The following is a 24,852-nucleotide window of genomic DNA, read 5'->3' as shown; positions in this document are numbered from 1 at the left end:
CCATGGACAAGGGAGCTTTCATGACGAATGCCTGGGTTCGTGCCCGTACGCTAAGCGCCGCGACGCTGTTGGCGCTGGGCTTGGCCACGCCGGCGGCGGCGCAAAGCGTGTATCCGACGTCGCAGGCCGCGGCCGACGCCTTTGCCGACGCGCTGGCCACCAGCGATTCCGCCGCCATGGCCAAGGTGCTGGGGCCGAACCATAACCAGATCGTGCCGGGCGGCGTGGCGCAGGACGACATCTACCGTTTCCTGTCGGCCTGGGCAAAGAAGCACGAGGTCATCGCCGACGGCGGCCGTTCCTGGCTGGCGGTGGGAGATTCCGGCTGGACGATGCCCGTGCCGATCGTGCAGTCGGGCAAGGGCTGGCGCTTCGACCCGGCGGCGGGCAAAGCGGAAATCCAGCGCCGCACGATAGGCCGCAATGAATTGAGCGCCATCGAAGCCTTGAAGCAATTGCAGGCGGCGCAGACCCGGTACATGCAGGGCGTGGGCCAGGGCCGTTACGCGAGCCGCCTCGTCAGCCGGCCCGGCAGCATGGACGGCCTGTACTGGCCCGAAGTGCCCGGCGCGCCCGAGCAGGCGTTTGGGCCGGACGCGCTCGTCATGGGGCCGGAAACGCCGGTGGCGGATGCCTATTCCGGTTATCGATTCAAGGTGTTGCCGGGCAGCCCGGACACGGCATACCGCATCGTCGCGTGGCCCGCGCAGTACGGACGCACCGGCATCGGCACCTTTGTCATCGGCCCGCAAGGCGGGGTGCTGGAATCGGACCTGGGGCCGTCATCCGCGTCCCGTGCAGCGGCCTTGCGCGAACGCGATATCACCGCTGGCGCGTGGGTCGACGCCGACGCGCAACCCGTTGGAACCAAATGATTTTTTGGCGATTACGGGGACGCGTTGGGCAGGGGTTGTTGCTGGACGGCAACAGGCGCATTCGTTTGTCGCCAAACCCCTGCTTGTTGCCCTTTTGAAAGGCCGCTGTGCCTAAAATGGCGACCATTGGGATCGGTGCCCGATCCTTACTTGTCGGACCTTGAAATTGAATCCCTTGCATTTTGTCCGCTACGCCCTGGCCGGCGTAGGGATGGCGCTTAGCGCAGCGGCGGCATCCGCCCCGATCTTCGTCCTGAACTCCCTGGACGCCAATGTCAGCATCATCGATCCGGTTTCCTACAAGGAACTGCGGCGCGTGCCGACCGGCAAAGAGCCGCATCACCTGTACTTGACCCCGGATGAGAAGTCGTTGATGGTGGCCAACGCCACCGGCAACACCATCACGATGATGGATCCCAAGACGGGCGACGTGCAGCGCACGCTGACCGGCATCGTCGATCCCTACCAGCTGCAGTTTTCGCCGGACATGAAGTGGTTCGTCACGGCGGCCAACCGCCTGGACCATATCGACATCTATGCCTGGCAGCCGCAGGAAAAGGGCGCCGAGCTGAAGCTGGTCAAGCGCGTCCCGGCGGGCAAGACGCCCAGCCACATCATGATCGACAAGAAAAGCACCACGGCCTACGTGACGCTGCAGGACAGCGATCAGCTGATCGCCATCGATCTGGCCACGCAGACGCCCAAGTGGACGGTGTCCGTCGGCAAGACCCCGGCCGACGTGTTCCTGACGCCGGACCAGAAGACGCTGCTCGTGGCGCTGACCGGCGACTCGTTCGTCGAAGCCTACGACGTCAGCAACGGCCCCGCCAAACTGGTCAAGCGCATCCCCACGGCCGCCGGCGCGCACGCTTTCCGCGCGCAGGGCGACAAGCGCCACCTCTTCGTCAGCAACCGCACCGCCAATTCCATCAGCCGCATCGACATGCAGACGCTGACCGTCACCGACACCTTCGCGGTGCCCGGCGGCCCCGACTGCATGGACGTGCTGGCCGACGGCAAGACGCTGCTGGTCACCTCGCGCTGGGCGCGCAAGATGACGGTTGTGGACCTTGAGCAGAAGAAGGTCGTGAACCAGGTGTCGGTCGGCAAGTCACCCCACGGTGTGTGGACCTTGAACCATGCGCCAACGAGGTAAGGGCCCCCACGCCGCACCCGCTGTCGCGGGCTTGCTGCCCCCCAAGGGGGCGTTTTCACCTTGGGGCGGCCCGGCGGTGAAAAGGGGCCCCCACGCCGCACCCGCTGTCGCGGGCTTGCTGCCCCCCAAGGGGGCGTTTTCACCTTGGGGCGGCCCTGCAGTGAAAAGCCTTCTTGCAGCGGTCCTGGCGTTTGCTCTTCCGATGGCGAATGCGGCGGCGCCGACGACGTGCGACAAGCCGGTCTACCTGACCTTCGACACCGGCCACATGGGCGTGGCGCCGTTGATCGCGGATGTGCTCAACCGCCATCACGTCAAAGTCACCTTCTTCCTGGCCAATGAACGCACCAAGACCGACGGCGCGAGCCTGGACGACGTGTGGGCGCCGTGGTGGAAGGCGCGCGCGGCGGAAGGCCATGCCTTCGGTTCGCACACGTACGACCACGTCTACTGGCAGGGCGACCTGCCCGGCGGCAAGTTCCGCGTCAAGCCCAGCGCCGGCCCGGAAACGGGCAAGCGCGAGGAATGGACGGCCGAGCAGTATTGCGCCGAGATCAAGCGTTCGGCCACCCGCTTTCATCAGATGACGGGCCAGAACATGCTGCCGATCTACCGCGCGCCGGGCGGCAAGACCTCGCCCGCGCTGCTGAAGGCGGCCAAGGCGTGCGGATTCGAGCACGTGGGCTGGGCGCCCGCCGGCTTCCTGGGCGACGAGCTGCCCAGCGATAAATACCCTAATGCCAAGCTGCTGGACCAGGCGCTGCGCACCATCAAGCCAGGCGACATCCTGCTGGCCCATCTGGGCATCTGGTCGCGCCAGGACCCCTGGGCGCCTGCCGTGCTCGAGCCCTTGATTGTGGGCTTGCAGCAGAAGGGCTATTGTTTTGCTACCTTGAATACGCATCCCGCTTACCGCGATTGGATCGCCACGCATCACTGATCATGGATACGCTTAGTCAATTCTTCGGGGCCTGCCAGCAATGGCTCTTCGAAACGCTGATCCAGCCTGCGCTGTTTCACCTGGGGATGAGCAACTTCATCGAAGACGGCTACGACGCCACCATGTGGCTGCTGGTGGGCCTGGTGCAGATCGCCGTGCTGGTGCTGGTGTTCGGCCCGTTGCAGCGTCTGCGGCCGGTTGAAGCGGTCACCGACCGCCGCCAGATCGGCATCGACGTGCTGTACACGCTGATCCACCGCCTGGGCGTGTTCCGCCTGGCGCTGTTCTTTACGATTGACCCGTTCTGGGACAGCATCTTCGGGCAACTGCACGTCTGGGGCTTTGCGCCGTTCCAGCTGGACCAGTACTGGCCCGGCGTGACGGACAAGGCCTGGGTCAGCCTGATCATCTATCTGCTGCTGTTCGACGCGGTGGACTACGTCTATCACCGGGCCCAGCACCGTTTCAGCTGGCTCTGGGCGTTGCACGCGGTGCATCACAGCCAGCGTCAGATGACGATCTGGAGCGACGACCGCAACCACCTGCTGGACGACATGCTGCGCGACGTGCTGGTCGTGTTCGTGTCGCAGCTGGTGGGCGTGCCGCCCGCTCAATTCGTGATCGTGGTGGCCATTACCCAGCTGGCGCAGAGCTTCTCGCACGCCAACCTGCGCATGCATTTCGGCGCGCTGGGCGAACGCTTGCTGGTCAGCCCGCGCTTTCACCGCCATCACCATTCCATTGCCTACGACGCATCGTCGCCGGGGCCGGTGGGTGGCTACAACTTCGCCGCGCTGTTCCCGATCTGGGACGTGCTGTTCCGCACTGCCCGCTTCGGCGTGGGCTATGGCCCGACGGGCATCCACGACCAGCAGGCGGAATTGGGCGGACGCGACTACGGCCGCAGCTTCTGGTCGCAGCAATGGCTGGGCATCAAACGCATGGTGGGCCGCGACCGCGATCCCGTCTCCGCGCCGCCTAGCCCGCCCGGCGCCGCGGAACGCGCCTGACGGCGTCGGCCTGAACGGTTTGCGCCAACAAAAAACCGAGCCTGCGTGGCTCGGTTTTTTTTCGTCGGACCGGTTCAGCCGGCGGGCGGCGTGTCGTGCGTGGTCTCGCGCTTGATCTCGTCGTGGCGACGTTCCATTTCCTGGCGCAGTTCGCGGCGCAGGCGGGCGGCCTCGAAGCGCTGCTTCTCTTCCAGGTTGCGCGGCGCCAGCGGCGGCACGGCGGTCGGCGCGCCCTTGTCGTCCACCGCCACCATCGTGAAATAGCAGCTGTTGGTGTGGCGCACCAGCTTCTTGCGGATGTCTTCAGTGACGACCTTGATGCCGATCTCCATCGAGGTGCGTCCCGTGTAGTTCACCGCCGCCAGGAAGGTCACCAGTTCGCCCACGTGGATGGGTTCGCGGAACACGACCTGGTCGACCGACAGGGTCACTACGTATTGGCCGGCGTACCGGCTCGCACAGGCGTAGGCCACCTGGTCCAGGTACTTCAGGATGGTTCCGCCGTGCACATTCCCTGAGAAATTCGCCATGTCCGGCGTCATCAGGATGGTCATCGACAATTGGTGGCTAAAGGCGTCGTCCATGGCGGGCGCTCATCATTCAGAAATAAAACGCCTATGGTAGCGGCAGGCGCCTGTCATGGCGCCGTCATTCGCGCGGCGCCTAGGGTTTCTTCGCTACGGGGGCCGCGGCCGGCGCGGCGGGCGGCGCCTCGGCCACCGGTTCCGCCACGGGAGCGTCCGCTGCCGGCGCAGCCTGGGCCACCGGCTGCGGTTCGTCGCGCACCAGCGCGGGCGGCATCCACAAGCCGTCCAATAGCGCCGGGCCCGGCTCGTAGGCACGCAGCAGCACCGTCACCGGGCCTGCGGCCGCAACGGGCAGCCAATTGGGCTGTTCCTCGGGCGCGGGCGGCGCATGGCTGATGTGCACGTCCAGCGAGCCGTCTGCGTTGTAGCGCAAGGGCGCGCGGTCGCCCAGCGCGTAGCGGTTCAGCAGGTTGGCCACCGGCATGCCCTGGCCGTCATAGGCCGCCAGCGACCACGCCGCGCCGGCGGGCGGCAACTGCCCGCTTTCAAAGTGCAGCACGTAGCGGTGCGCGCCATCGATCGGCGCACCCTGGCTGTCGGCCGCCAGCAGCAGCACCATCTGGTCTTCGGGCAGGCCCGACCCCGGCTGGGCCTGGGCCGCCAGCGCGCGGCGCAGATAGGCGCTGCCGTACACGCCCACGCTGGCGGTTTCCTGCTGCCAGCCGTTGACGGCGCGCAGCGTGCCGCCGGCGGCTGCTTCCATGCGTTCACGTCCGGCGCGCAGGCCCCGGCGCATCCCTTGCTTGGCGGGGTAGTCCAGGCGGTCGAATTCGAAGGTCCTGCCGGCGATCAGGCCCACCCGGCGCAACTGCGCCAGCACAGGCTGGTCGGTCGCGTGCGGCGGATGCTTGCGCAGCAATTCCGCCGCGTAGGTGAAAAAGGCGTCGGTGGGCATGGATTCCACCTGTTCGCGCACCGGGATTTTCAGGTCCAGGTTCGGGTCGGACTTCACGCGCTGCGATTGCGCGGGCAGGTTCCATTGCGCAAGCGGCGTCAGCGTGAACCCGTCCTGCATGGCGTTGACGGCGGCGTAGTCGGCCGGCCCGTCGGTCTGGATCAGCACCTTTGCCCACACGTGCACCGTGGGGGCGTCGATGCGCGCCATGCCCGAGGGCAGCGTGCCCGTCCAGCCCGGCGGCACGATCACGGTGTTGCCCTTGGCCGTGCCGGTCGTGCGCTTGCCCAGCGCGGCGAACACGTCCGTCCACATGTCCAGCAGGGTGAGCGTGTACCGCCGACCCTGGGTGTCCGGCACCGACAGCACCACGGGGCCGGCCGTCAGGTCCAGCCAGCCGGTGCTGCGCAGCATGTCGGGGTTGGCCCAGGGCGTGGCCGCGCCCGGCTGGGGCAGGGTGCGGACATGCAGGAACGTGTTGGACGGCGCGCCCTGGGCGCCCTGCGACGGGTGCGTGAACTGGCGCCGCGTCAGGTCCATCGTGACGAGGGGGTAGAAATACAGGTAGCCGTCCATGGCCGCCTGGTGGGCGGCCTCGGTGGCGGCGGCGGCCGGCGTCAGGGCGGCGCGCGCGGGGGCTGCGGCGGCGGGGGCGGGCGCCCCGGCCAGGGCGGCAAGGGACAGGGCCAGCGGGGCAAAGCGGCGCATCGGCGCTCCAGCGGTCAGGCAAAAAAGGGGGGGCAGGGCCGGTCTAGCCCCGGCCGCCGGCAATGGTAGCAGCCTGCCGACCCTCCAAAATCTGCGAACAACTCCCATTTCGCTGCCAAATCCCGGCTTGAAGCGGGGCGGACCCCATGGCACGGCCCTGCGGGTTCGGAATATACTTGTTGAAATATCCTTGGAAGTTGTAGGGCTTTTTCCATTCGGGCGAGCCTCCGGCTTTCGTCATTCACCAGGAGAGGAGTGCTTCATGGTCAACATGAATCGCCGCCAGTTCTTCAAGGTGACAGGTGCAACCCTGGCAGGCTCCAGCCTGGCATTGCTGGGGGTTGCTCCCGGCACAGCCATGGCTGAGGTGCGCCAGTACAAACTTGCGCGCATGACCGAAACGCGCAACACCTGTCCCTACTGTTCGGTCGCCTGCGGTTTGCTGATGTACGGTCTGGGCGATGGCGCCAAGAACGCGCGCGCCAGCATCATGCACATCGAAGGCGACCCCGACCACCCCGTCAACCGCGGCACGCTCTGTCCGAAGGGCGCTGCCCTGATCGACTTCATCCACAGCCCCAACCGCCTGAAATTCCCGGAATACCGGGCACCCGGGTCGGACAAATGGGTACGGATGTCGTGGGATGAGGCCCTGACGCGCATCACCAAGCTCATGAAAGCCGACCGCGACGCGAACTTCGTCGAGAAAACCGCGGACGGCAAAACGGTAAACCGGTGGCTGACCACCGGCATGCTGGCCGCCTCGGCAAGCAGCAACGAGGTGGGCTACATCACGCACAAGACCGTGCGCAGCATGGGGATGTTGGCATTCGATAACCAAGCCCGTGTCTGACATGGCCCGACGGTGGCAGGTCTTGCCCCGACGTTTGGCCGTGGAGCGATGACGAACCATTGGGTCGACATCAAGAACGCGGACGTAGTACTGATCATGGGCGGCAATGCCGCCGAGGCCCACCCGTGCGGGTTCAAATGGGTCACGGAAGCGAAAGCCCATAACAAGGCGAAGCTGATCGTCGTGGATCCGCGCTTTACGCGCTCGGCATCCGTGGCGGACTTCTACGCGCCCATACGCACCGGCACCGACATCATCTTCCTGGGTGGCGTCATCAAGTACCTGTTGGATCACGACAAGATCCAGCACGAGTACGTGCGCAACTACACCGACTTTTCCTACATCGTGCGCGAGGACTTCACGTTCGACGCGGGCCTGTACTCGGGCTACAACGCCGAGAAGCGCACGTACGACAAGGCAAGCTGGGACTACGAGCGCGGCGACGACGGTTTCGTCAAGACGGACCCCACGCTGACGCATCCGCGCACGGTGTATCAGCTGATGAAGAAGCACTACTCGCGCTACACCGAAGAGATGGTCGAGCGCGTGTGCGGCACGCCGCGGGACAAGTTCCTGAAGGTGTGCGACATGCTGGCCTCCACGGCCACCACCGACCGGGCCGCCACGATCCTGTACGCGCTGGGCTGGACGCAGCACTCCATTGGCTCGCAGATCATCCGTACCGGTGCCATGGTGCAGCTGCTGCTGGGCAATATCGGTATCGCGGGCGGCGGTATGAACGCGCTGCGCGGGCACTCGAACATCCAGGGCCTGACCGATCTGGGCCTGATGTCGAACCTGCTGCCGGGCTACATGACCCTGCCCAACGAGCCCGAACAGGACTACGCCAAGTACATCGAGACGCGCGCGTTGAAGCCCCTGCGGCCCAACCAGCTCAGCTACTGGCAGAACTACAGCAAGTTCCACGTGAGCCTGATGAAGGCCTGGTGGGGCAAGTCAGCCACTGCCGAGAACAATTGGGCGTTCGACTACCTGCCCAAGCTCGACAAGATGTACGACATGCTGCAGGTCTACGAGCTCATGGTCCAGGGCAAGATGAACGGCTACATCGCGCAGGGCTTCAACCCCCTGGCAGCCGCGCCCAACAAGGGCAAGCTCAACGACGGTTTCGCCAAGCTGAAGTTCCTGGTCATCATGGACCCGCTGGTCACCGAGACCTCGGAGTTCTGGCGCAACGCGGGCGAACACAACGATGTGGACCCCACCAAGATCCAGACCGAGGTCTTCCGCCTGCCCACCACCTGTTTTGCCGAGGAAGACGGCGCGTTGGTGAACTCCGGGCGCTGGCTGCAATGGCACTGGAAGGGCGCCGAGCCTCCGGGCGAAGCCAAGAGCGACATCGAAATCATGTCGCTGATCTTCACGCGCCTGCGCAAGATGTACCAGGAGGAAGGCGGCAAGTACCCCGACCCCATCGTCAACCTGTCCTGGCCGTACTCCAATCCGCAAAGCCCCACCGCGGAAGAGCTGGCCAAGGAATATTCAGGCAAGGCGTTGGTGGACGTCATGGACCCCAAGGATCCCACCAAGCTCGTGCGCAAGGGCGGTGAGCAAGTGGCGGGTTTTGCGGAGCTGCGCGACGACGGTTCAACGGCTAGCGGCTGTTGGATCTTCGCTGGCGCCTGGGGCCCTGGCGGCAACCTGATGGCCCGCCGCGACAACAGCGACCCCACCGGAATCGGCCAGACCCTGAACTGGGCCTGGGCGTGGCCGGCCAACCGTCGCATCCTGTACAACCGCGCGTCGTGCGACGTGTCCGGCAAGCCATTCAACCCGCGGCGCAGCCTGATCTCGTGGAACGGCAAGATCTGGGTGGGCGCGGACATTCCCGACTTCAAGGGAGACGAGAACCCGGACGGCGGTATGGGTCCGTTCATCATGAACCCGGAAGGCGTGGCGCGCTTCTTTGCGCGGGCGGGCATGGCCGAAGGGCCTTTCCCTGAACACTACGAGCCCTTCGAGACGCCGCTGGGCTACAACCCTCTATATCCCAAGGCCAAGGGCGTCACCAGCAACCCGGCGGCGCGCGTCTTCAAGGACGACCTGGCCGCGATGGGCACGGCGGACAAGTTCCCGTACGTGGCCACTACCTACCGCCTGACCGAGCACTTCCACTACTGGACGAAGAACGTGCGCATCAACGCCATTCTCCAGCCCGAGCAGTTCGTGGAAATCGGCGACGCGCTGGCCAAGGAACTGGGCATCGCCAACGGGTCGCGCGTGAAGGTCTCGTCCAACCGCGGCTACATCAAGGCCGTGGCGCTGGTCACCAAGCGCTTGCGCGCGCTGACCATCGAGGGCAAGACCGTGCACCACGTGGGTATTCCCATCCACTGGGGTTTTGTGGGCCTGGCCAAACCCGGCTTCCTGACCAACACGTTGACGCCGGTCGTGGGCGACGGTAATTCCCAAACACCGGAATTCAAGTCGTTCCTGGTCAAGGTCGAGAAGGCTTAGGAGAACCGACATGTCCATGCAATCCCTAGACATCAAGCGGCGCTCCGCCACCACGACCCCGCCGCCGGGCATCCGTGAACCCATTACGGGTTCGGTCGCCAAGCTGATCGACGTCTCCAAATGCATCGGGTGCAAGGCTTGCCAAAGCGCCTGTATGGAATGGAACGATCTGCGCGACGAGATCGGCACCAACGTGGGCGTCTACGACAACCCGGCCGACCTGACCGAGCATTCCTGGACCGTCATGCGCTTCTCGGAATACGAGAACCCCGCCGGCGACCTGGAATGGCTGATCCGCAAGGACGGCTGCATGCACTGCGAGGACCCGGGCTGTCTGAAAGCCTGCCCCTCGCCGGGCGCCATCATCCAGTACACCAACGGCATCGTGGACTTCCACGAAGAAAACTGCATCGGCTGCGGCTACTGCATCACCGGCTGCCCATTCAATGTGCCGCGCATTTCCAAGAAAGACCACAAGGCGTACAAGTGCACCTTGTGTTCCGACCGCGTGGCCGTTGGCCAGGAGCCGGCGTGCGTCAAGGCCTGTCCCACCGGTGCCATCGTGTTCGGCACCAAGGAAGACATGAAGCAGCATGCCGAAGAACGGATCGTGGACTTGAAGTCCCGCGGTTTCGATCAGGCTGGCCTGTATGACCCGCAAGGCGTGGGCGGCACCCACGTCATGTATGTGCTGCACCACGCCGACCAGCCCGGGCTGTATCACGGGCTGCCCAAAGACCCGCATATCAGCCCCATGGTGTCGTTGTGGAAGGGGCTGGCCAAACCGCTGGGCGTGGCCATGATGGCCCTGACCGCCTTGGCGGGCTTCTTCCACTACGCCCGCGTGGGCCGCAACGAGGTTTCGGAAGAAGACGAACGCCGTGCCGAAGAGGAGGTGCGCCATGAGTGAAGACCACCGTCACCGCCGGATCAAGCGCTATACGCCGGGCGAGCGCACCAACCACTGGATCATTGCCCTTACGTTCATCCTGTTGGCGTTGTCCGGGCTGGCGCTGTTCCACCCGTCGATGTATTGGTTGTCCAACCTGTTTGGCGGCGGCCCTTGGACGCGTATCCTGCACCCCTTCATCGGGGTGGTGATGTTCGCCTGCTTCGTCGTGTTTGCCGGCCACATGTGGCGGCACAACGTAATGACGAAAGCCGACCGCCAGTGGCTGAAACAACTGAACGACGTGGTCGAGAACCGCGAAGAAAAGCTGCCCGAAGTCGGCAAGTACAACGCCGGCCAGAAGCTGCTGTTCTACGTGCTGGTGCTGTGCATGCTGGGGCTGTTTGCCAGCGGCATCGTGATCTGGCGCGAATTCTTCGCGTTCTACTTCCCGATCTGGGTGGTGCGCGTCGCCTCCGTGGTGCACGCCGTGACAGCGCTGGTGCTGATCTGCTCGATCATCGTGCACATCTACGCGGCGATCTGGGTCAAGGGATCGCTCACCGCGATGCTGCGGGGTTATGTCACCGCCGGCTGGGCGTGGAAACACCACCGCGCCTGGTTCCGCGAACAGATCCGAAAGTAGAGGGGCCCCCACGGCGCGCGCGCTACGCGCGCTTCCTGCCCCCCGAGGGGGCGGTCCCTCCTTGGGGCGGCCCGGCGGAGGGAGGGGGCCCCCACGGCGCGCGCGCTGTGCGCGCTTCCTGTCCCCCGAGGGGGCGGTCCCTCCTTGGGGCGGCCCGGCGGAGGGACGGGGCCCCCTCGCCGCGGCCACGTAGTTGCCTACGGCTGCTATCCTTCTTTGAAGGCCAGCAGCCGTGTTTGTTTTCTTGGAGACACCATTGCAGCGAATTCTTCCGCGCGGCGAGATCGAAGCGCTAGACCATAATGTGATCCCCCGCGTCAGCCTGCCCGACCGCGCGTCGGTGTTTGCGACGCGTGCCGCGCGCTTGCGGCAATTGGCGGCCGATAGTCCCGTAGCTGACTATCTTTTGCTGATGGCGCAATTGGTTGACGCCCAGCAGCGCGCGCTGAAAGACTGTGCGGCGCCGGAGGCGTCGGAAGACCGCGTCGCGCTGGCGCAGGCCCATGGCATGCCGCCTTTGCAGGCTATCGGCTGGCCGCGCGACCCGATGTGGCGCAACATCCTGGCGCAGCTGGTGGACGAGGTGTCGCGCGGCAAGAACGTGCCGGCCGAAGCCATCGAGGTCTGCGCCGCGCTGCGCCGGGCGGTGGACGAAGACCCCGAATCGCTCGAAGACCTGGCTGAAGCCGTGTTGGCCGAGCAGGACCAGGGTGTGGACAGCGCCGCGGCGCCCTTCGTGATGGCGGCCTTGCAGGTTTACTGGACCGATCTGGCCAGCCGCTTCGACGACAAGCAGTTGCCGGTGGTCAGCCCGTTCGGCGTCTGCCCCGTCTGCGCCAGCCTGCCGGTGGCCAGCGTGGTGCGCGTGGGCGGCCAGTTTGAAGGCTACCGCTACCTGTGCTGCAGCCTGTGCGCCACGCAGTGGCACATGGTGCGCGTGAAGTGCACGCACTGCGAAGACGTGGAATCGGTGGCGTACCAGGCCATCGATGGCCGCTCGCCCGCCATCAAGGCCGAGACCTGCGACCACTGCCACACGTACCGCAAGATCTTCTATCAGGACAAGGACCTGCACGTGGAGCCGGTGGCCGACGACCTGGCCAGCCTGATGCTGGACGTGCTGGTGGGCGAAGCGGGTTATTCGCGCGCCAGCGGCAACCCCCTGTTGTGGCATGGCGCCGAGGAATAGCATGGCCGAGCACCCGTCAGAGGGCGGCGTGGCCTCCGTGGCCGCCGTGTCCGACATCCCGCCGCTGGATCGCCTGCTGAACGCCGACGCCCTGCGCGCCGCCTTGGACACGCACGGCCGCACCCAGGTGGTGGCGGCGCTGCGGCGCGACCTGGACGCGCAGCGCCAGCGCGCGTTGGCCGGCCAGTTGCCGCGCAACGACCTGGATGCGCCGGTGGTGGCCGCCCGCGTGTCGGCGGCGTTGGACAAGGCGGCCCAGCCGCGCCTGCGCGCCGTCTACAACCTGACCGGCACGGTGTTGCACACCAATCTGGGACGGGCGCTGCTGCCCGACGAGGCGGTCGCGTCGGTGCTGCGCGCGCTGACCACGCCGGCCAACCTGGAGTTCGATCTGGACACCGGTGGCCGCGGCGACCGCGACGAACTGATCGACGAGCTGCTGTGCGAACTGACCGGCGCCGAGGCCGCGACCGTCGTCAATAACAACGCCGCCGCCGTCCTGCTGATGCTCAACGCGCTGGCCGACCGGCGCGAGGTCGTGGTGTCGCGCGGTGAACTGGTCGAGATCGGCGGCGCGTTCCGTATCCCCGACATCATGAAGCGCGCCGGCGCCAAGCTGGTGGAAGTGGGCACCACCAACCGCACGCACGCCGCCGATTACGACAACGCCATCGGCCCGCGCACGGCGATGCTGATGAAGGTGCATTGCAGCAACTACGCCGTCACCGGTTTCACCAAAAGCGTCGGCGTGGTCGAGGTGGCGGCGCTGGCGCACGCGAAAGGGCTGCCGGCCACGGTGGACCTGGGCAGCGGCACGCTCGTGGACTTGACCCAGTTCGGCCTGCCCAAGGAAGACACGGTGCGCGAAACCATCGCCGCTGGCGCTGATCTGGTGACCTTCAGCGGCGACAAGCTGCTGGGCGGCCCGCAGGCCGGCCTGCTGGTGGGCCGCGCCGACCTGATCCGCAAGATTAAGAAGAATCCGCTCAAGCGCGCCTTGCGCGTCAGCAAGCTGACGCTGGCCGCGCTGGAGCCCGTGCTGGGCCTGTACCGCGCGCCGGAATTCCTGGCGCAGCGCCTGACCACGCTGCGCCTCCTGACCCGCCCGCAGCGCGAGATCCAGCCGCAAGCCGAACGGCTGCGCGGCGTGCTGGCGCATGCGGCGGGCGCCCATTATGCGGTCGAGGCCGTGCCCATGTTCAGCCAGATCGGCAGCGGGGCGCTGCCGGTGGACCAGTTGCCCAGTTGGGGGCTGGCGGTGCGCTACACGGGCAGCGGGCGGCCGGGGCGCCACCTGGACACGCTCGAGGCGCAATTGCGCCGCCTGCCCACGCCCGTCATCGGCCGCATCGCCGACGACGCCTTGTGGCTGGACCTGCGCTGCCTGGAAGCGCGCGACGAGGCCGCCTTTGCCGCGCAGCTGGCGGAGCCCCTGGCATGATCATCGGCACCGCCGGCCATATCGACCACGGCAAGACCACGCTGGTGCGCGCCTTGACCGGGGTCGACACCGACCGGCTCAAGGAAGAGAAAGCGCGCGGCATTTCCATCGAGCTGGGCTATGCCTACACACCGTTGGCCAATGGCGACGTGCTGGGCTTCATCGACGTGCCCGGCCACGAAAAGCTGGTGCACACGATGGCGGCCGGCGCCAGCGGCATCGACTTCGGCCTGCTGGTGGTGGCGGCGGATGACGGCGTCATGCCGCAGACGCGTGAACACCTGGCCATCCTGTCGCTGCTGGGCGTGGCGCAAGGCGCGGTGGCGCTCACCAAGACCGACCGCGCCGACGCGGCGCAGCAAGCGGCCGTGCGCGCCGAGATCGCGGAACTTGCCGCCGGCACCTTCCTGGCGGGCGCACCGGTGTTTGCCGTGCAGGCCTCGCAAGCGGGTGATGCCGCCACCGCAGAACTGAAGTCCTATCTGCACGCGCAGGCCGAAGGCTTGCGCCAGCGCGATGCCGCGGGCCTGTTCCGGCTGGCGGTGGACCGCGTGTTCACGCTGGCGGGGCACGGTACCGTGGTGACCGGCACCGCGCACGCGGGCCAGGCCCGCGCAGGCGACGACACGGCCGATCTGCGCTTGATGCCTGCGGGCACGCGGGTACGCGTGCGCAGCATCCACGCGCAGAACCAGCCCAGCGAAACCGGCGTGGCCGGCCAGCGCTGCGCGTTGAACCTGGCCGGCATCGACAAGAACGCCATTGCGCGCGGCGACTGGATCGCGGATGCCCGCTGCTTCCTGCCTTCGCGCCATATCGATGTCGCGCTGACGCTGCTTGCTTCCGCCGACGCGCCCGTGCGCGCCTGGGCGCCGCTGCACGTGCACATCGGCGCCGCGCGCCACGTGGCGCACGTCGTGCCGCTTAGCGCCGAGACGTTGGCGCCGGGTCAGTCCGGCTGGGTGCAACTGGTCTTTGACGAGCCGGTCTGCGCCATGCCGGGCGACCGCTACATCGTGCGCAATGCGCAGGCGACGCGCACCGTCGGCGGCGGCCGCGTGCTGGACCCGAATGCGCCGGACCGCAAGCGCCGGGCGGCCTCGCGCCTGCAGGGCTTACAGGCCTTGTCCGACATGCTGGACGGCGGCGGCCTGCCGCCGGTGCTGGCGCACGCGCCGCTCGGGTTGGATGAAGGCGCCTTGCAGCGCCTGACCGGCAAGCCCGTGCGCGCGATCAAAGCGCCGCATGGCGCGTTGTGGATCGAGACCCGCAATGCGCAGGCGCCGCGCACCCTGATCCTGGCCACGCATTGGGACGCCTTGCGCGAGCGCGTCGAACAGGCCCTGGCGGCCTTCCATCAAAGTGCGCCCGACGAGCCGGGTCCGGACAGCGCGCGATTGCGCCGGATGGCGATGCCGGTGGGGCCGGACGCCTTGTGGACGGCCGTGCTGGACCATCTGCAGCGTGACGGGCGCGTGGCGCGCAACGGCCCCTGGCTGCATCTGCCGGCCCATACCTCCACGCTGGCCGACGCGGAATCGGCGCTGGCCGCGCGCCTGCTGCCATTGCTGGAGCAGGGCGCCTTCGATCCGCCCTGGGTGCGCGACCTGGCCCGCACGCAGAACGAACCCGAAGAGCGCGTGCGGCAGTTGCTGCGCAAGCTGCTGCGCCGCGGCGACGTGGCGCAGGTGGTGAAGGACCTGTTCTATCACCGGGACCAGGTGCGCGCGCTGGCGCGGATCGCGGCGGACCTGGCGGCGCAGCCGGCGGGCCTGAACGCTGCAGTGTTCCGCGATGCGACGGGGCTGGGCCGCAAGCGCGCCATCCAGATCCTGGAGTTCTTCGACCGGGTGGGCTATACGCGGCGGGTGCGCGATACGCACGTCTTGCGGGCGGAAAGCGCGTACGCGGCGATGCAGGTGAACGCAGAGCCGGTATCATAGGCGGGCTGCTGAGGAAGGCATTCGTGCCCGGCGGCACGGCTGGGCTTCAAACCCAGTTGGGGGCGTCAGACGTTCCCAGGTAGGTTCGACTCCTGCTGCCTTCCGCCACCCTCTTCAACTGCGCAGCATGCGCGTCACCACGCCCGTCACGCGGTCCGCCCGCCAGTCCAGTTCCCCCAGATGCCAATACCGGATCGACCCGGCGCGGTCCACCAGGTAGTTCGCGGGCAATCCGATCGCCTCCCATTTCTTGGACGCCGCGCTGTTGCGGTCATGCAGCACCGTGCCGGCCACGGGCCATTTCGCCAGGAAGGTCGAGACCTTGCCCAGCGCTTCGCCCACGTTCACGGCGACCAGCCGCAAGCCTTCTTCGCGGTGGCGCTTGGCCATGGCGGACATCAGGGGGATTTCATCGCGGCAGGGTTCGCACCAGGTAGCCCAGAAACTGACGATGACGACGTTGCCGCGCCAGGCCTAGAGCTTCTGTTCGCGCCCGGCCAGGTCGGGCAGGACGAGGGCGGGCGTGGGCGCAGTCCAAGGCGCCCAGTCGGGGCCGGTGGCGGTTTTCAGCGCCGAGTCGCTGGCGGCCCGCGCCCAGCGGGGCAGGGCGGCCAGCGACAGGCCGGATTGCAGCAGGCGGCGACGGCTGATCAAGGCGGCTTCCTCCGCGGGCGGGGTCAGATGGCGACGGGTTTGGCGCTGAGCTTGTAGCTGAAGCTGTCGGGGTCCAGGCTGTCCAGCCGTCCCGCGCTGGTCTCGCCGTTGGGATACATCAGGAAGGGCACCGGGTCATGCGCCGAGCCCGGCAGCACGACGTCGTGGCCGTGGTTGTACGCGACCCAATTCATTTCCCACGCGCCAAACAGCATGACGCGCGCGGCGCGCACCTTCGCGTCGGTCAGCGGCAATTCGCCCGGCGGCTCTTCCAGCATGACCTTGCGCACGTCGGCGGGGTCGACCGGAATCCAGCCATAGTCGGCGGCGTAGAATTCGGCGCGGCAGTGTTGGGCTTTCGTGACGTCGCCGGCCTTGCCCAGGCTCTTGTAGCCCAGCTCGGAATTGGCCACGCGCAAGCCATAGGCGTCGCGTGCGGGGATGCCGGCGGCGCGGGCCAGGGCCACGAACAGCGCGTTGATGTCGGCGCATTTGCCGTTCAGGTCGTTCGCCGTCAGCATGTAGCGCACGTCGCCCACGCCGCAGCCGCGGGTCGCGGCCGTCCTGCAGGTATTTTCCACCACCCATTCGTAGATGGCGCGGGCGCGCGCCAGGTTGCCCTGGTGGCCGCGGGTGATCTGGTCCGCGGTGGTCTTGACGATGCCGTCGGTGGGCAGCAACGCGGTGGGTTTCAGGAACTCGCGCAGCGCGGCGGGGCGTTCAAGCACCGCGTCCGAGGGCGGCGGCTGCGTCAGGTCGACCCGGCGATTGCGCGTCTGGAAGCGGCTGGTCACGGTGACGTTGCGCGGGGCCTGGGCATCGGGCCATTGCACGGCCAGCATCTGCACGTCGTAGCCGGGCGCCCGCATCAGCTGGGCGGTGCCGCCGCCGCTGACCTGCCAGGTGCTTTGCGCGCCGCGCTGGTACGGCGTGTCGGTGGCGTACGGCACCGGCACCCAGATGCGCGTGTGCGCGCCGGGGTCTTTCACGCTGATGTCGGTGGTCAGTTCAAAGCTGCGCCAGTCGGCGCTGACGGGAGCCTGCTGGGCGCGCAGCGCTTGCGGCAACGCGGTTGTGGCGGCGCACAATGCGCCGGAGAGTCGGAGAAAGTGTCGGCGATCCATGAAGCCCTCACGCACGGTGAAGTTTGGCTATCGGTGCGCCCTTGGCCGGGCGGCCGTCCCTTGGGGTGTGCTCCTACGCATCCTGCCGGATCATCATAGAGCCAACCTCGGCGGCGGTGCTATCCTTTTTCCATTGACCCATGGAGATTGAAATGACCCAGGATGTTGCCACGGCGGCCGTGCCGCGTTTGACGTCGTTGTCCCACGGGGGCGGCTGTGGCTGCAAGATCGCGCCCGGGGTGTTGTCCGAACTGCTCAAGCGTTTCGGCCCCGCCGCCAGCTATCCGAACCTGATGGTGGGCACCGAGACCGCCGACGACGCCGCGGTCTACCGCTTGAACGACGAGCAGGCGCTCATCGCCACCACCGACTTCTTCATGCCCATCGTGGACGACCCGTTCGACTTCGGCCGCATCGCGGCCACGAACGCGCTGTCGGACGTATACGCGATGGGCGGCACGCCCATCATGGCGCTGGCCATCGTCGGCATGCCGATCAACGTGCTGCCGCATAGCGTCATCGCCGACATCCTGCGCGGCGGCGAATCGGTCTGCGAGGACGCGGGCATTCCGGTCGCGGGCGGCCACAGCATCGATTCCGTCGAGCCGATCTACGGTCTGGCGGCGATGGGCCTGGTGCACCCCGGCCGTCTCAAGCGCAACGCGGATGCGCGGGCGGGCGACGTGCTGATCCTGGGCAAGGCGCTGGGCGTGGGCATCCTGTCGGCCGCGCTGAAGAAGAACCGGCTGGACGATGCGGGCTACCGCGTGATGATCGACACGACCACGCGCCTGAACCGCCCCGGCCCGGCGCTGGCCGCGCTGGACGGCGTGCACGCGATCACCGACGTGACGGGCTTCGGCCTTTTGGGCCATGCGCTGGAGATGGCGCGCGGCGCGAAGCTGACCGCGCGGCTGCGCCTGGAGGCCTTGCCCTGGTTGCCGGGCGTGCAGGCCTTCGCGGCCGATGGCGTGATCACGGGCGCGTCCGGCCGCAACTGGGCGTCCTATGGGGGCTCGGTGCAGCTGGGCGCAGCGGTCACCGACACGCAGCGCGCCTTGCTGACCGATCCGCAGACGTCCGGGGGGTTGCTCGTGGCCTGCGCACCCGAGGCCGCGGACGCCGTGCTGGACCTGTTCCGCAGTCAGGGCTTCGAGCAGGCTGCCGTGGTGGGCGAGATGACCACCGGCGACGCGCAGGTACGCGTGGAATAAACGGATCGACCAGGCGGGGCTATGGCCGCGGGTGGGGGTGCGGCTGCGTCTGCACCTGATGGTTCATCTGCCAGCGCAGCAGGTCGGGATAGGCGCGCAGGCGCTTCTGCTCGGCCAGCTGTGCGGGCGAGGTGTCCTGCTCGCGGGCCAGCGCCAGGCCGGCGGGGCCGGCCCACGGCAGGATCTTGCCCGGCCGGGTCTGACGGTAGGCGCCCTCTTGCGTGATCGTCACGTCCGGGTCGTTCATCCCGAAGCACCATACCGGGTCCGTCCGCGCGGCCAGCAGGTTGCAGCCGGTGCGAAAGTAAGGCGTGTCCGGCAAGCTCAATTGGTACAGCGTTGGCATGATGTCCTTGTGGCTGCCCACGCGCGCCGGGTCATACGTGGCGCCGGCCCGATAGGCGGGTGGCACGTACAGGTAGAACGGCACCGCGCGCGCCAAGGCCGCGTCCTTGTCGTCCTGGTAATCGATGCCCAACAGGTTGTGATCGCCCGTGACCGCTACGATGGTGCGGCTGCCGCTGGCAGAGGCCTTCACGCGTGTCAGGAAACGTCCCAGCTGGTCGTTGGCGTAGCGCAGCGTGTCGAAGGCGTCGGCAAGGCCATCCCAGGCTTTGAAGTACGGCTGGCGCGTCACGTCGTACAGCGGCAGGTCGCCGTGCTTGCCGCCTTCGGGAATGAGGAACGGCGGGTGATGCGTGGTGGACAACGCGATGATGAAGAGCGGCGCACCGTCCGGGTCCGCCTCGGCCAAGCGGCTTTCGATGTAGCGGAACATGTACTCGTCGGGGACGCCCCAGGTGCCGGCTTCGGCCTCGGGATAACGGGCTCGCAGGGACTGCTGGTCGATGAATTCATGGGCGCCCAGATGCGTGGCGAACGTGCCCAGGTTGCGCCATGTGGCGGCGCCTGACGTGACGAAGAGCACGCGGTAGCCCCGTGCCAGATACGGCGCGAAGGCGTTGCTGGCGAACTCGGCGTCGGCCGCCGAAGATTGGCCGATGGCGGACACCGGGCTGCGCACCAGCAGGCGCGACAGCGAATCGATGGTGCCGTTGCCTTCCGACAGGAAGCGATCGAAGCGCCAGTCCTGTTGCCAATGCGGCCGCAGCGCGCCCAGCAGGTCGCGTCCCGGCTGGTCATAGGCGTTCAGGTGGTGCCCCATGCTTTCCATGACCTGCAGCACGACGTGCGGCCGCCGCGCGCGGGCCGCCGGATTGGCCGCGGTGACGGCCATGAAGGGTTGCAGGCCCTGCGCGGGGTGGCCGAGGAAGCGCTCGTACAGCGCCTGGCCCGCTGCCGCCGTGACCGGTTGGAAGCGCTTGTCGTTGCCGCGTTCGGCCAGGGCCCAGAAAAACGACGAAATGCCATTGGGGGTAATGTCGTTCAAGAGCCGCACGCTGGAGATGCTGGTGTCGTCCTTGTTCAAGGGGAAGCGGCCCAGCGATCCGCGGCACGCCAGCACGGTGATCGCGACGATCAGCAGCACACGCAGCGCAGCCGGGGCCAGCGCGCGGCGCCGCAGCGGGAGGCGCTGCACGCGCCGTTGCCAGCGTGTGCCCAACCACCACGTAGAGGCCAGCACTGCCGACAGCAGCAGCCCTGCCTGCGCCACGGGGTAGCCGTGCCACAGCGTCATCGCGATGGCGCGGGTGTCGTCATCGATCAGGCCAAATACGAAGATGTCGATCGACCGCGAAAACGTGGCGTAGTAGCAGACCGTCACTACCGTCGAGGCCGCGAACAGGGCGGCCAGGCCGGCGCCCACGCCGGGCATCCAGCGCAGCCAGCGCGCGTGCAAGGCCCGGCTGCCGGCGGCCAGCATCGCCAGCAGCAGCAAGGCCGAAAAGACGATGCTCGTCACCTTGATGTCGAACAGCAGCCCGACGCCGAGCGACTTGCCCACGTCCTGCGGACGCGCCGCATAGGTCGCTGGCGGCGCATAGGTCGCAAGCAGGTAGGCGCGGCCTGCAAACTGCGCCAGCACGCTGACCAGCCAGGGCGCCAGGATAAGCAGGAACGCGCGTTGGACGTTGAGAAACCAGTCTTGCCACGCGTACGCTGGAGGAAAACGCTTCATTTGCACCGGGGGAAGGAGCTATCGGCCAACACGCAGATAGCGGCAATAGGATGCCCGCGGTCCTGTCGGGCGAGACCGGCGCGGGGGGATGGCGCATGAAAGAGATTCCGGCCCGTGTCCAGGGGGGCGCAGCCCCTAGGGGCGGAATGGCAGCGAGCGATCGGGGCTTTTCGTGGTGGGTTTAACGCGGCCGTTCGCCATGCAGCGCGAAATGTACAGGGGGCCGGGCCCGAATGTACAAAGGTTTGTATAGCTTTGTGATGGAGGCGTACCGGGCTTAACCAGTATGCGTCGCGGGGGACAGATCGCGCGCGGTCATGGCGGCCTGTTCGGTCAGCCACTGCGCCACCCCATCGGCGTCCGGCGTGCTGCGGCGCGCGTTGCGCACCAGCCAGTAGGCATGTTCTGTCGCGCGGGCCGCCTGCCCGCCCACCGCCTCCAGCCGGCCGTCCGCCAGCATGGGCGCGATCAACGCCAGCCGGCCCAGTGCGATGCCGTGGCCCGCCAGCGCGGCAAGCACGATCTGGTCGTACTGGTTAAAGCGCAGCATGCCCTTGGCGCGGGTGCGGCCCAGCCCGCGCGCGTTCAGCCATTCGGACCATTGCAGCCAGGGGCGGGTCGGGTCGTCGAATTCCAGCAATACATGGCGTTGCAATTCGCGGGCGTCCAGCTCGCGCGCTTGCAGGGACGGATGTGCCACCGGCATCACGGATTCCCCGAATAGCCAGACTGCTCCGTCCGGCACCATCTCGCGCGGGCTGTAGCGGATGGCGATGTCCACGCTTTCGCGGTCGATGTCGATCAGGCGGTTGTCGGCGGCCACGCGCACGTCGATATGCGGGTGCGCCGCCTGGAACTCCCCCAACCGGGGCAGCAGCCACAGGGACGCCACGCCGATGGTCGTGGTCACCGTGACCGGCGTGCGCCGTTCGGGGGCGCGCAGCTGTTCGGTCAGGTCGCCCAGCTGGCTCAGCCACACGTCGGCCATGCGGAACAGTTGCGCACCTTCCGACGTGAACGACACGCTGCGAAAACCCCGCACCAGCAACGGCACGCCCAGATGCGCCTCCAGCGCCCGGATCTGGCGGCTGACGGCTGACTGCGTCACATGCAGATCCTGCGCGGCCAGCGTGATGCTCATGCGGCGGCCCACGGCGACAAAGCCTCGGACGAGGTCAAGCGGAGGAAGTTTGGCCAGCGGATATGGCATTCGTGAAACTCATGCGTATCAGACGGAAATGTCGCTTGAGCAATAATACGCCGACGGCGTTCAATAACAGGCTGCGACGGGCGCATTGCCTGCGCCGTAGCGCCACCTTTTCCGCCGGAGTACCCGTGATGACCGCGCCGTTGCCTGACTCGCCCCGCGTGCAGATGTGGTTCGATTTCGCCAGCCCCTACAGCTATCTGGCGATTGAGCGGGTCGACGCCCTGGCGCAGGCGGCCGGCGTGCGGGTCGACCTGCGTCCCTTCCTGCTGGGCCCGATCTTCCAGGCGCAGGGATGGAACGACACGCCGTTCCGGCTGTTCCCGGGCAAGGGCGCGTACATGATGCGCGACATCGCCCGCCTGGCCGACAAATACAGCGTGGTCTACAACCGTCCGCGCCTGTTTCCGCGCATGAGCGTGCTGCCGGCCCGCATCGGCCTGCTGGGGCAGGACGAACCCTGGGGCCGCGATTTCTGCCTGGCGGTGTTTCGCGCCAACTTCCAGCATGACCTGGACATCCAAGCCGAAGACGTCGTGCATGGCTTGCTGACCCAGCTGTCGCTGGACGCGGACGCCCTGATCACCCAAGCCAAGTCCGAGGCCGCCAAGGAGGCGCTGCGCCGGCAGGTGGACCGCGCCCGCGACCTCGGCGTGTTCGGCGCGCCCACGTTCTTCGTGGGCGATGAAATGTTCTGGGGTAATGACCGGCTTGAAGACGCCCTGGAGTGGGCCCAACGATGAAAAACGCAAGTAGTGCCTATCGCGGCGCGCCCATGCCGGGCGGCCGTTCGTTCACGCAATTCCGCGCCGCCCGCATCCGGCGCGTCTCGTTCCAGTGGAAGCTGGCGGGGCAGGCGCAAGACCCGGCCGGCCACGGCCCAGGCAACAAGGGCGGTTCCTTCACCCCTTCGTGACCGGGGCCACCTGCGCCCATTCCTCGTCCGAATACAGCCGGGAGCGCAGCAGGAAGCGCTTGCCTTCCGCGCTGTCCAGCGAAAAGGCGCCGCCCCGGCCGGGCACGGCGTCGATGATCAGCTGCGTGTGCTCCCAATAAGCGAACTGGTCCTCGCCCATGTAGAACGGGCACCCCTCCAGGTCGCCCAGCAGGACGTCCGAGCCGCCCACCATGAATTCGCCCAGCGCATAGCACATGGGCGAACTGCCGTCGCAGCAACCGCCCGACTGGTGGAACATCAAGGGGCCGTGCTTGGTCCGCAAGGTATCGATCAACTGGCGCGCCTCGTCGGTCGCGACCACGCGCGGCGTGTGCTCTGTCATGGCGTCATTCCTATCCGGGAGCGCCGGCGCGCCAGGCCCGAAGGCCCGGCGCGCCGGCCGCAGGTTGACGATCAGAAAAAGCCCAGCTTCTTCGGCGAATAGCTCACCAGCAGGTTCTTCGTCTGCTGATAGTGGTTGAGCATCATCTTGTGGTTCTCGCGTCCGATGCCCGACTGCTTGTAGCCGCCAAACGCCGCGTGCGCGGGATAGGCGTGATAGCAGTTGGTCCATACACGGCCGGCCTTGATGGCGCGGCCCATCCGATAGCACGTGTTGGCGTCGCGCGACCACACACCTGCGCCCAGGCCATATAGCGTGTCGTTGGCCAGAGCCAGCGCATCATCGGCGTCCTTGAACGTCGTCACCGCCACGACCGGCCCGAAGATCTCTTCCTGGAACACGCGCATCTTGTTGTGGCCCTTGAAGACCGTGGGCTGCACGTAATAGCCGCCTTCCAGCGCGCCCTGCATCTGCGCGCGCGAGCCGCCGGCCAGCACGTCGGCGCCTTCCTGCTTGCCGATGTCCAGGTACGACAGGATCTTCTCCAGTTGCTCGGTGGACGCCTGCGCGCCCAGCATCGTGTCGCCGTCCAGTGGGTTGCCCTGCTTGATCTCGGCTACGCGCTTCAAGGCGCGTTCCATGAACTTGTCGTAGAGCGATTCCTGGATCAGCGCGCGGCTGGGGCACGTGCACACTTCGCCCTGGTTCAGCGCGAACATGACGAAGCCCTCCACCGCCTTGTCCAGGAAGTCGTCGTCTTGCGCGGCCACGTCGGCAAAGAAGATGTTGGGCGACTTGCCGCCCAGCTCCAGCGTCACTGGAATGATGTTCTGCGACGCGTACTGCATGATCAGGCGGCCGGTGGTGGTCTCGCCGGTGAAGGCGATCTTGGCGATACGCTTGCTGGAGGCCAGCGGCTTGCCGGCTTCCAGCCCGAAGCCCGTGACCACGTTCACCACGCCCGGGGGCAGGATGTCGCCGATCAGTTCCATCAGCAGCAGGATGCCTAGCGGCGTCTGTTCCGCGGGCTTGAGTACCACGCAATTGCCCGCCGCCAGCGCAGGCGCCAGCTTCCAAGCGGCCATCAGGATGGGGAAATTCCACGGGATGATCTGGCCGACCACGCCCAGCGGTTCATTGAAGTGATAGGCGACGGTGTCGCTGTCGATTTCGGACAGGCCGCCTTCCTGGCTGCGGATGCACGAGGCGAAATAGCGGAAGTGGTCGATCGCCAGCGGGATGTCGGCGGCGCGGGCTTCGCGGATGGGTTTGCCGTTGTCCCAGGTTTCGGCCGTGGCCAGGCGTTCCAGATTGGCTTCCATCACGTCTGCGATCTGCATCAGCATGCGAGCGCGTTCGGCGGCCGGGGTCGCACCCCATTTCGGCGCGGCGCGGTGCGCGGCGTCCAGCGCCAGATCGATGTCGCGCTCCTTGGAGCGCGCGTTGCGGGTCAGCACCTGGCCGGTCACCGGAGTGACGTTGTCGAAGTACTCACCGTCTGCCGGCTTCTGCCACTTTCCATCAATGAAATTGTCGTACTGCGTTTTCAGGTCCAGACGGGTGCCATACGAGTCCGGGGTGATGCGGGTCGCGATGTCCATGCTTGTCTCCGATATTGTTGGGATAGCGGCAGTCGGCTGCCTATCCGGTATCAAGCAAGGAACATGCCAACCTGCGGGCTTC

The 24,852-nt window shown here is 67.1% G+C and carries 21 protein-coding genes, 1 tRNA gene and 1 pseudogene; 14 read left to right on the top strand and 9 right to left on the bottom strand.

Annotated elements, in window-relative coordinates; translation table 11 throughout:
• Positions 1–2 precede the first annotated feature (2 nt).
• The 4 genes from CEY09_RS29090 (at position 3) to CEY09_RS29075 (ending at position 3,981) form a co-directional block, all read left to right on the top strand.
• Positions 3–875 carry a DUF2950 family protein gene (locus CEY09_RS29090; RefSeq protein WP_088591264.1) on the top strand — a complete coding sequence of 291 codons (873 nt, stop codon included), beginning with the start codon at positions 3–5 and terminating at the stop codon, positions 873–875.
• Between the two features lie 175 nt (positions 876–1,050).
• Complete coding sequence (locus CEY09_RS29085) at positions 1,051–2,031, top strand: YVTN family beta-propeller repeat protein (RefSeq protein WP_446678360.1); 981 nt, start codon at positions 1,051–1,053, stop codon at positions 2,029–2,031.
• Positions 2,032–2,233: 202 nt separating this feature from the next.
• Complete coding sequence (locus CEY09_RS29080; RefSeq protein WP_006227323.1) at positions 2,234–2,971, top strand: polysaccharide deacetylase family protein; 738 nt, start codon at positions 2,234–2,236, stop codon at positions 2,969–2,971.
• A gap of 2 nt (positions 2,972–2,973) precedes the next feature.
• Entirely contained in the window at positions 2,974–3,981 is a 1,008-nt protein-coding gene (locus CEY09_RS29075; RefSeq protein ID WP_088591262.1) for a sterol desaturase family protein, read from the top strand.
• 74 nt (positions 3,982–4,055) lie between these two features.
• Here CEY09_RS29075 and CEY09_RS29070 read toward each other — a convergent pair whose 3' ends face one another.
• Positions 4,056–4,565 (bottom strand): acyl-CoA thioesterase, encoded by a 510-nt coding sequence (locus CEY09_RS29070; RefSeq protein ID WP_088591261.1) that lies wholly within the window; start codon positions 4,563–4,565, stop codon positions 4,056–4,058.
• A 79-nt stretch (positions 4,566–4,644) separates the two neighbouring features.
• Positions 4,645–6,171 carry a DUF1254 domain-containing protein gene (locus CEY09_RS29065; RefSeq protein WP_088591260.1) on the bottom strand — a complete coding sequence of 509 codons (1,527 nt, stop codon included), beginning with the start codon at positions 6,169–6,171 and terminating at the stop codon, positions 4,645–4,647.
• A gap of 262 nt (positions 6,172–6,433) precedes the next feature.
• Here CEY09_RS29065 and fdnG point away from each other — a divergent pair, with 262 nt between their 5' ends.
• From fdnG to CEY09_RS29025, 7 genes are all read left to right on the top strand, one after another.
• A complete protein-coding gene (fdnG, locus tag CEY09_RS29055; protein ID WP_143219587.1) occupies positions 6,434–9,502 on the top strand; it encodes a formate dehydrogenase-N subunit alpha in 3,069 nt (1,022 codons plus the stop codon).
• A 10-nt stretch (positions 9,503–9,512) separates the two neighbouring features.
• A complete protein-coding gene (fdxH, locus tag CEY09_RS29050) occupies positions 9,513–10,412 on the top strand; it encodes a formate dehydrogenase subunit beta (protein ID WP_006227317.1) in 900 nt (299 codons plus the stop codon).
• Positions 10,405–11,037 carry a formate dehydrogenase subunit gamma gene (locus CEY09_RS29045; RefSeq protein ID WP_006227316.1) on the top strand — a complete coding sequence of 211 codons (633 nt, stop codon included), beginning with the start codon at positions 10,405–10,407 and terminating at the stop codon, positions 11,035–11,037. The genes fdxH and CEY09_RS29045 overlap by 8 nt, the downstream gene beginning before the upstream one ends.
• Before the next feature lie 256 nt (positions 11,038–11,293).
• Positions 11,294–12,226, top strand: coding sequence for a formate dehydrogenase accessory protein FdhE (fdhE, locus tag CEY09_RS29040; RefSeq protein ID WP_088591258.1), 933 nt, complete (start codon positions 11,294–11,296; stop codon positions 12,224–12,226).
• Between the two features lies 1 nt (position 12,227).
• Positions 12,228–13,667 carry an L-seryl-tRNA(Sec) selenium transferase gene (gene selA / locus CEY09_RS29035; protein ID WP_088591257.1) on the top strand — a complete coding sequence of 480 codons (1,440 nt, stop codon included), beginning with the start codon at positions 12,228–12,230 and terminating at the stop codon, positions 13,665–13,667.
• On the top strand, positions 13,664–15,610 hold the full coding sequence (selB, locus tag CEY09_RS29030) for a selenocysteine-specific translation elongation factor (RefSeq protein WP_088591256.1): 1,947 nt from the start codon (positions 13,664–13,666) through the stop codon (positions 15,608–15,610). Before selA ends, selB begins: the two co-directional genes overlap by 4 nt.
• 12 nt (positions 15,611–15,622) lie before the next feature.
• Positions 15,623–15,718: transfer RNA gene (locus tag CEY09_RS29025), tRNA-Sec, on the top strand.
• 6 nt (positions 15,719–15,724) lie between these two features.
• Here the strand turns inward: CEY09_RS29025 and CEY09_RS32655 are convergent.
• From CEY09_RS32655 to CEY09_RS29015, 3 genes and pseudogenes are all read right to left on the bottom strand, one after another.
• Positions 15,725–16,069 (bottom strand): annotated as a pseudogene (locus CEY09_RS32655) (TlpA disulfide reductase family protein); the annotation flags it as partial.
• A 15-nt stretch (positions 16,070–16,084) separates the two neighbouring features.
• Positions 16,085–16,264 (bottom strand): hypothetical protein, encoded by a 180-nt coding sequence (locus CEY09_RS32650; RefSeq protein WP_234818422.1) that lies wholly within the window; start codon positions 16,262–16,264, stop codon positions 16,085–16,087.
• 23 nt (positions 16,265–16,287) lie between these two features.
• Positions 16,288–17,388 (bottom strand): transglutaminase-like domain-containing protein, encoded by a 1,101-nt coding sequence (locus tag CEY09_RS29015; RefSeq protein ID WP_088591255.1) that lies wholly within the window; start codon positions 17,386–17,388, stop codon positions 16,288–16,290.
• 152 nt (positions 17,389–17,540) lie between these two features.
• Between CEY09_RS29015 and selD the strand changes: the two genes are divergently transcribed.
• Positions 17,541–18,602, top strand: a complete 1,062-nt coding sequence (gene selD / locus CEY09_RS29010; protein ID WP_088591254.1) for a selenide, water dikinase SelD — start codon at positions 17,541–17,543, stop codon at positions 18,600–18,602.
• Positions 18,603–18,621: 19 nt separating this feature from the next.
• Here selD and CEY09_RS29005 read toward each other — a convergent pair whose 3' ends face one another.
• Both CEY09_RS29005 and CEY09_RS29000 read right to left on the bottom strand, forming a co-directional pair.
• Positions 18,622–20,682: an LTA synthase family protein gene (locus CEY09_RS29005; RefSeq protein ID WP_088591253.1), complete on the bottom strand. Its 2,061-nt coding sequence runs from the start codon at positions 20,680–20,682 to the stop codon at positions 18,622–18,624.
• Positions 20,683–20,959: 277 nt separating this feature from the next.
• Positions 20,960–21,892: a LysR substrate-binding domain-containing protein gene (locus CEY09_RS29000; protein WP_088591252.1), complete on the bottom strand. Its 933-nt coding sequence runs from the start codon at positions 21,890–21,892 to the stop codon at positions 20,960–20,962.
• Between the two features lie 128 nt (positions 21,893–22,020).
• Between CEY09_RS29000 and CEY09_RS28995 the strand changes: the two genes are divergently transcribed.
• The gene (locus tag CEY09_RS28995) at positions 22,021–22,632 is read left to right on the top strand and encodes a 2-hydroxychromene-2-carboxylate isomerase (RefSeq protein WP_088591251.1); all 612 of its coding nucleotides are present in this window, start codon (positions 22,021–22,023) and stop codon (positions 22,630–22,632) included.
• Complete coding sequence (locus tag CEY09_RS32340) at positions 22,629–22,805, top strand: hypothetical protein (RefSeq protein ID WP_167390181.1); 177 nt, start codon at positions 22,629–22,631, stop codon at positions 22,803–22,805. Before CEY09_RS28995 ends, CEY09_RS32340 begins: the two co-directional genes overlap by 4 nt.
• Here the strand turns inward: CEY09_RS32340 and CEY09_RS28990 are convergent.
• Both CEY09_RS28990 and adh read right to left on the bottom strand, forming a co-directional pair.
• On the bottom strand, positions 22,792–23,169 hold the full coding sequence (locus CEY09_RS28990; RefSeq protein WP_088591250.1) for a DUF779 domain-containing protein: 378 nt from the start codon (positions 23,167–23,169) through the stop codon (positions 22,792–22,794). The two genes, CEY09_RS32340 and CEY09_RS28990, sit on opposite strands and share 14 nt — an antisense overlap.
• Positions 23,170–23,240: 71 nt before the next feature.
• Complete coding sequence (gene adh / locus CEY09_RS28985; protein ID WP_006227304.1) at positions 23,241–24,770, bottom strand: aldehyde dehydrogenase; 1,530 nt, start codon at positions 24,768–24,770, stop codon at positions 23,241–23,243.
• Positions 24,771–24,852 lie beyond the last annotated feature (82 nt).

It is taken from the genome of Achromobacter marplatensis, assembly GCF_002209535.1.
GTDB classification, from domain to species: domain Bacteria; phylum Pseudomonadota; class Gammaproteobacteria; order Burkholderiales; family Burkholderiaceae_B; genus Achromobacter; species Achromobacter marplatensis.
Note: the sequence above shows the minus strand (reverse complement) of the source record. Positions and strands in the feature narration are given on the sequence as shown.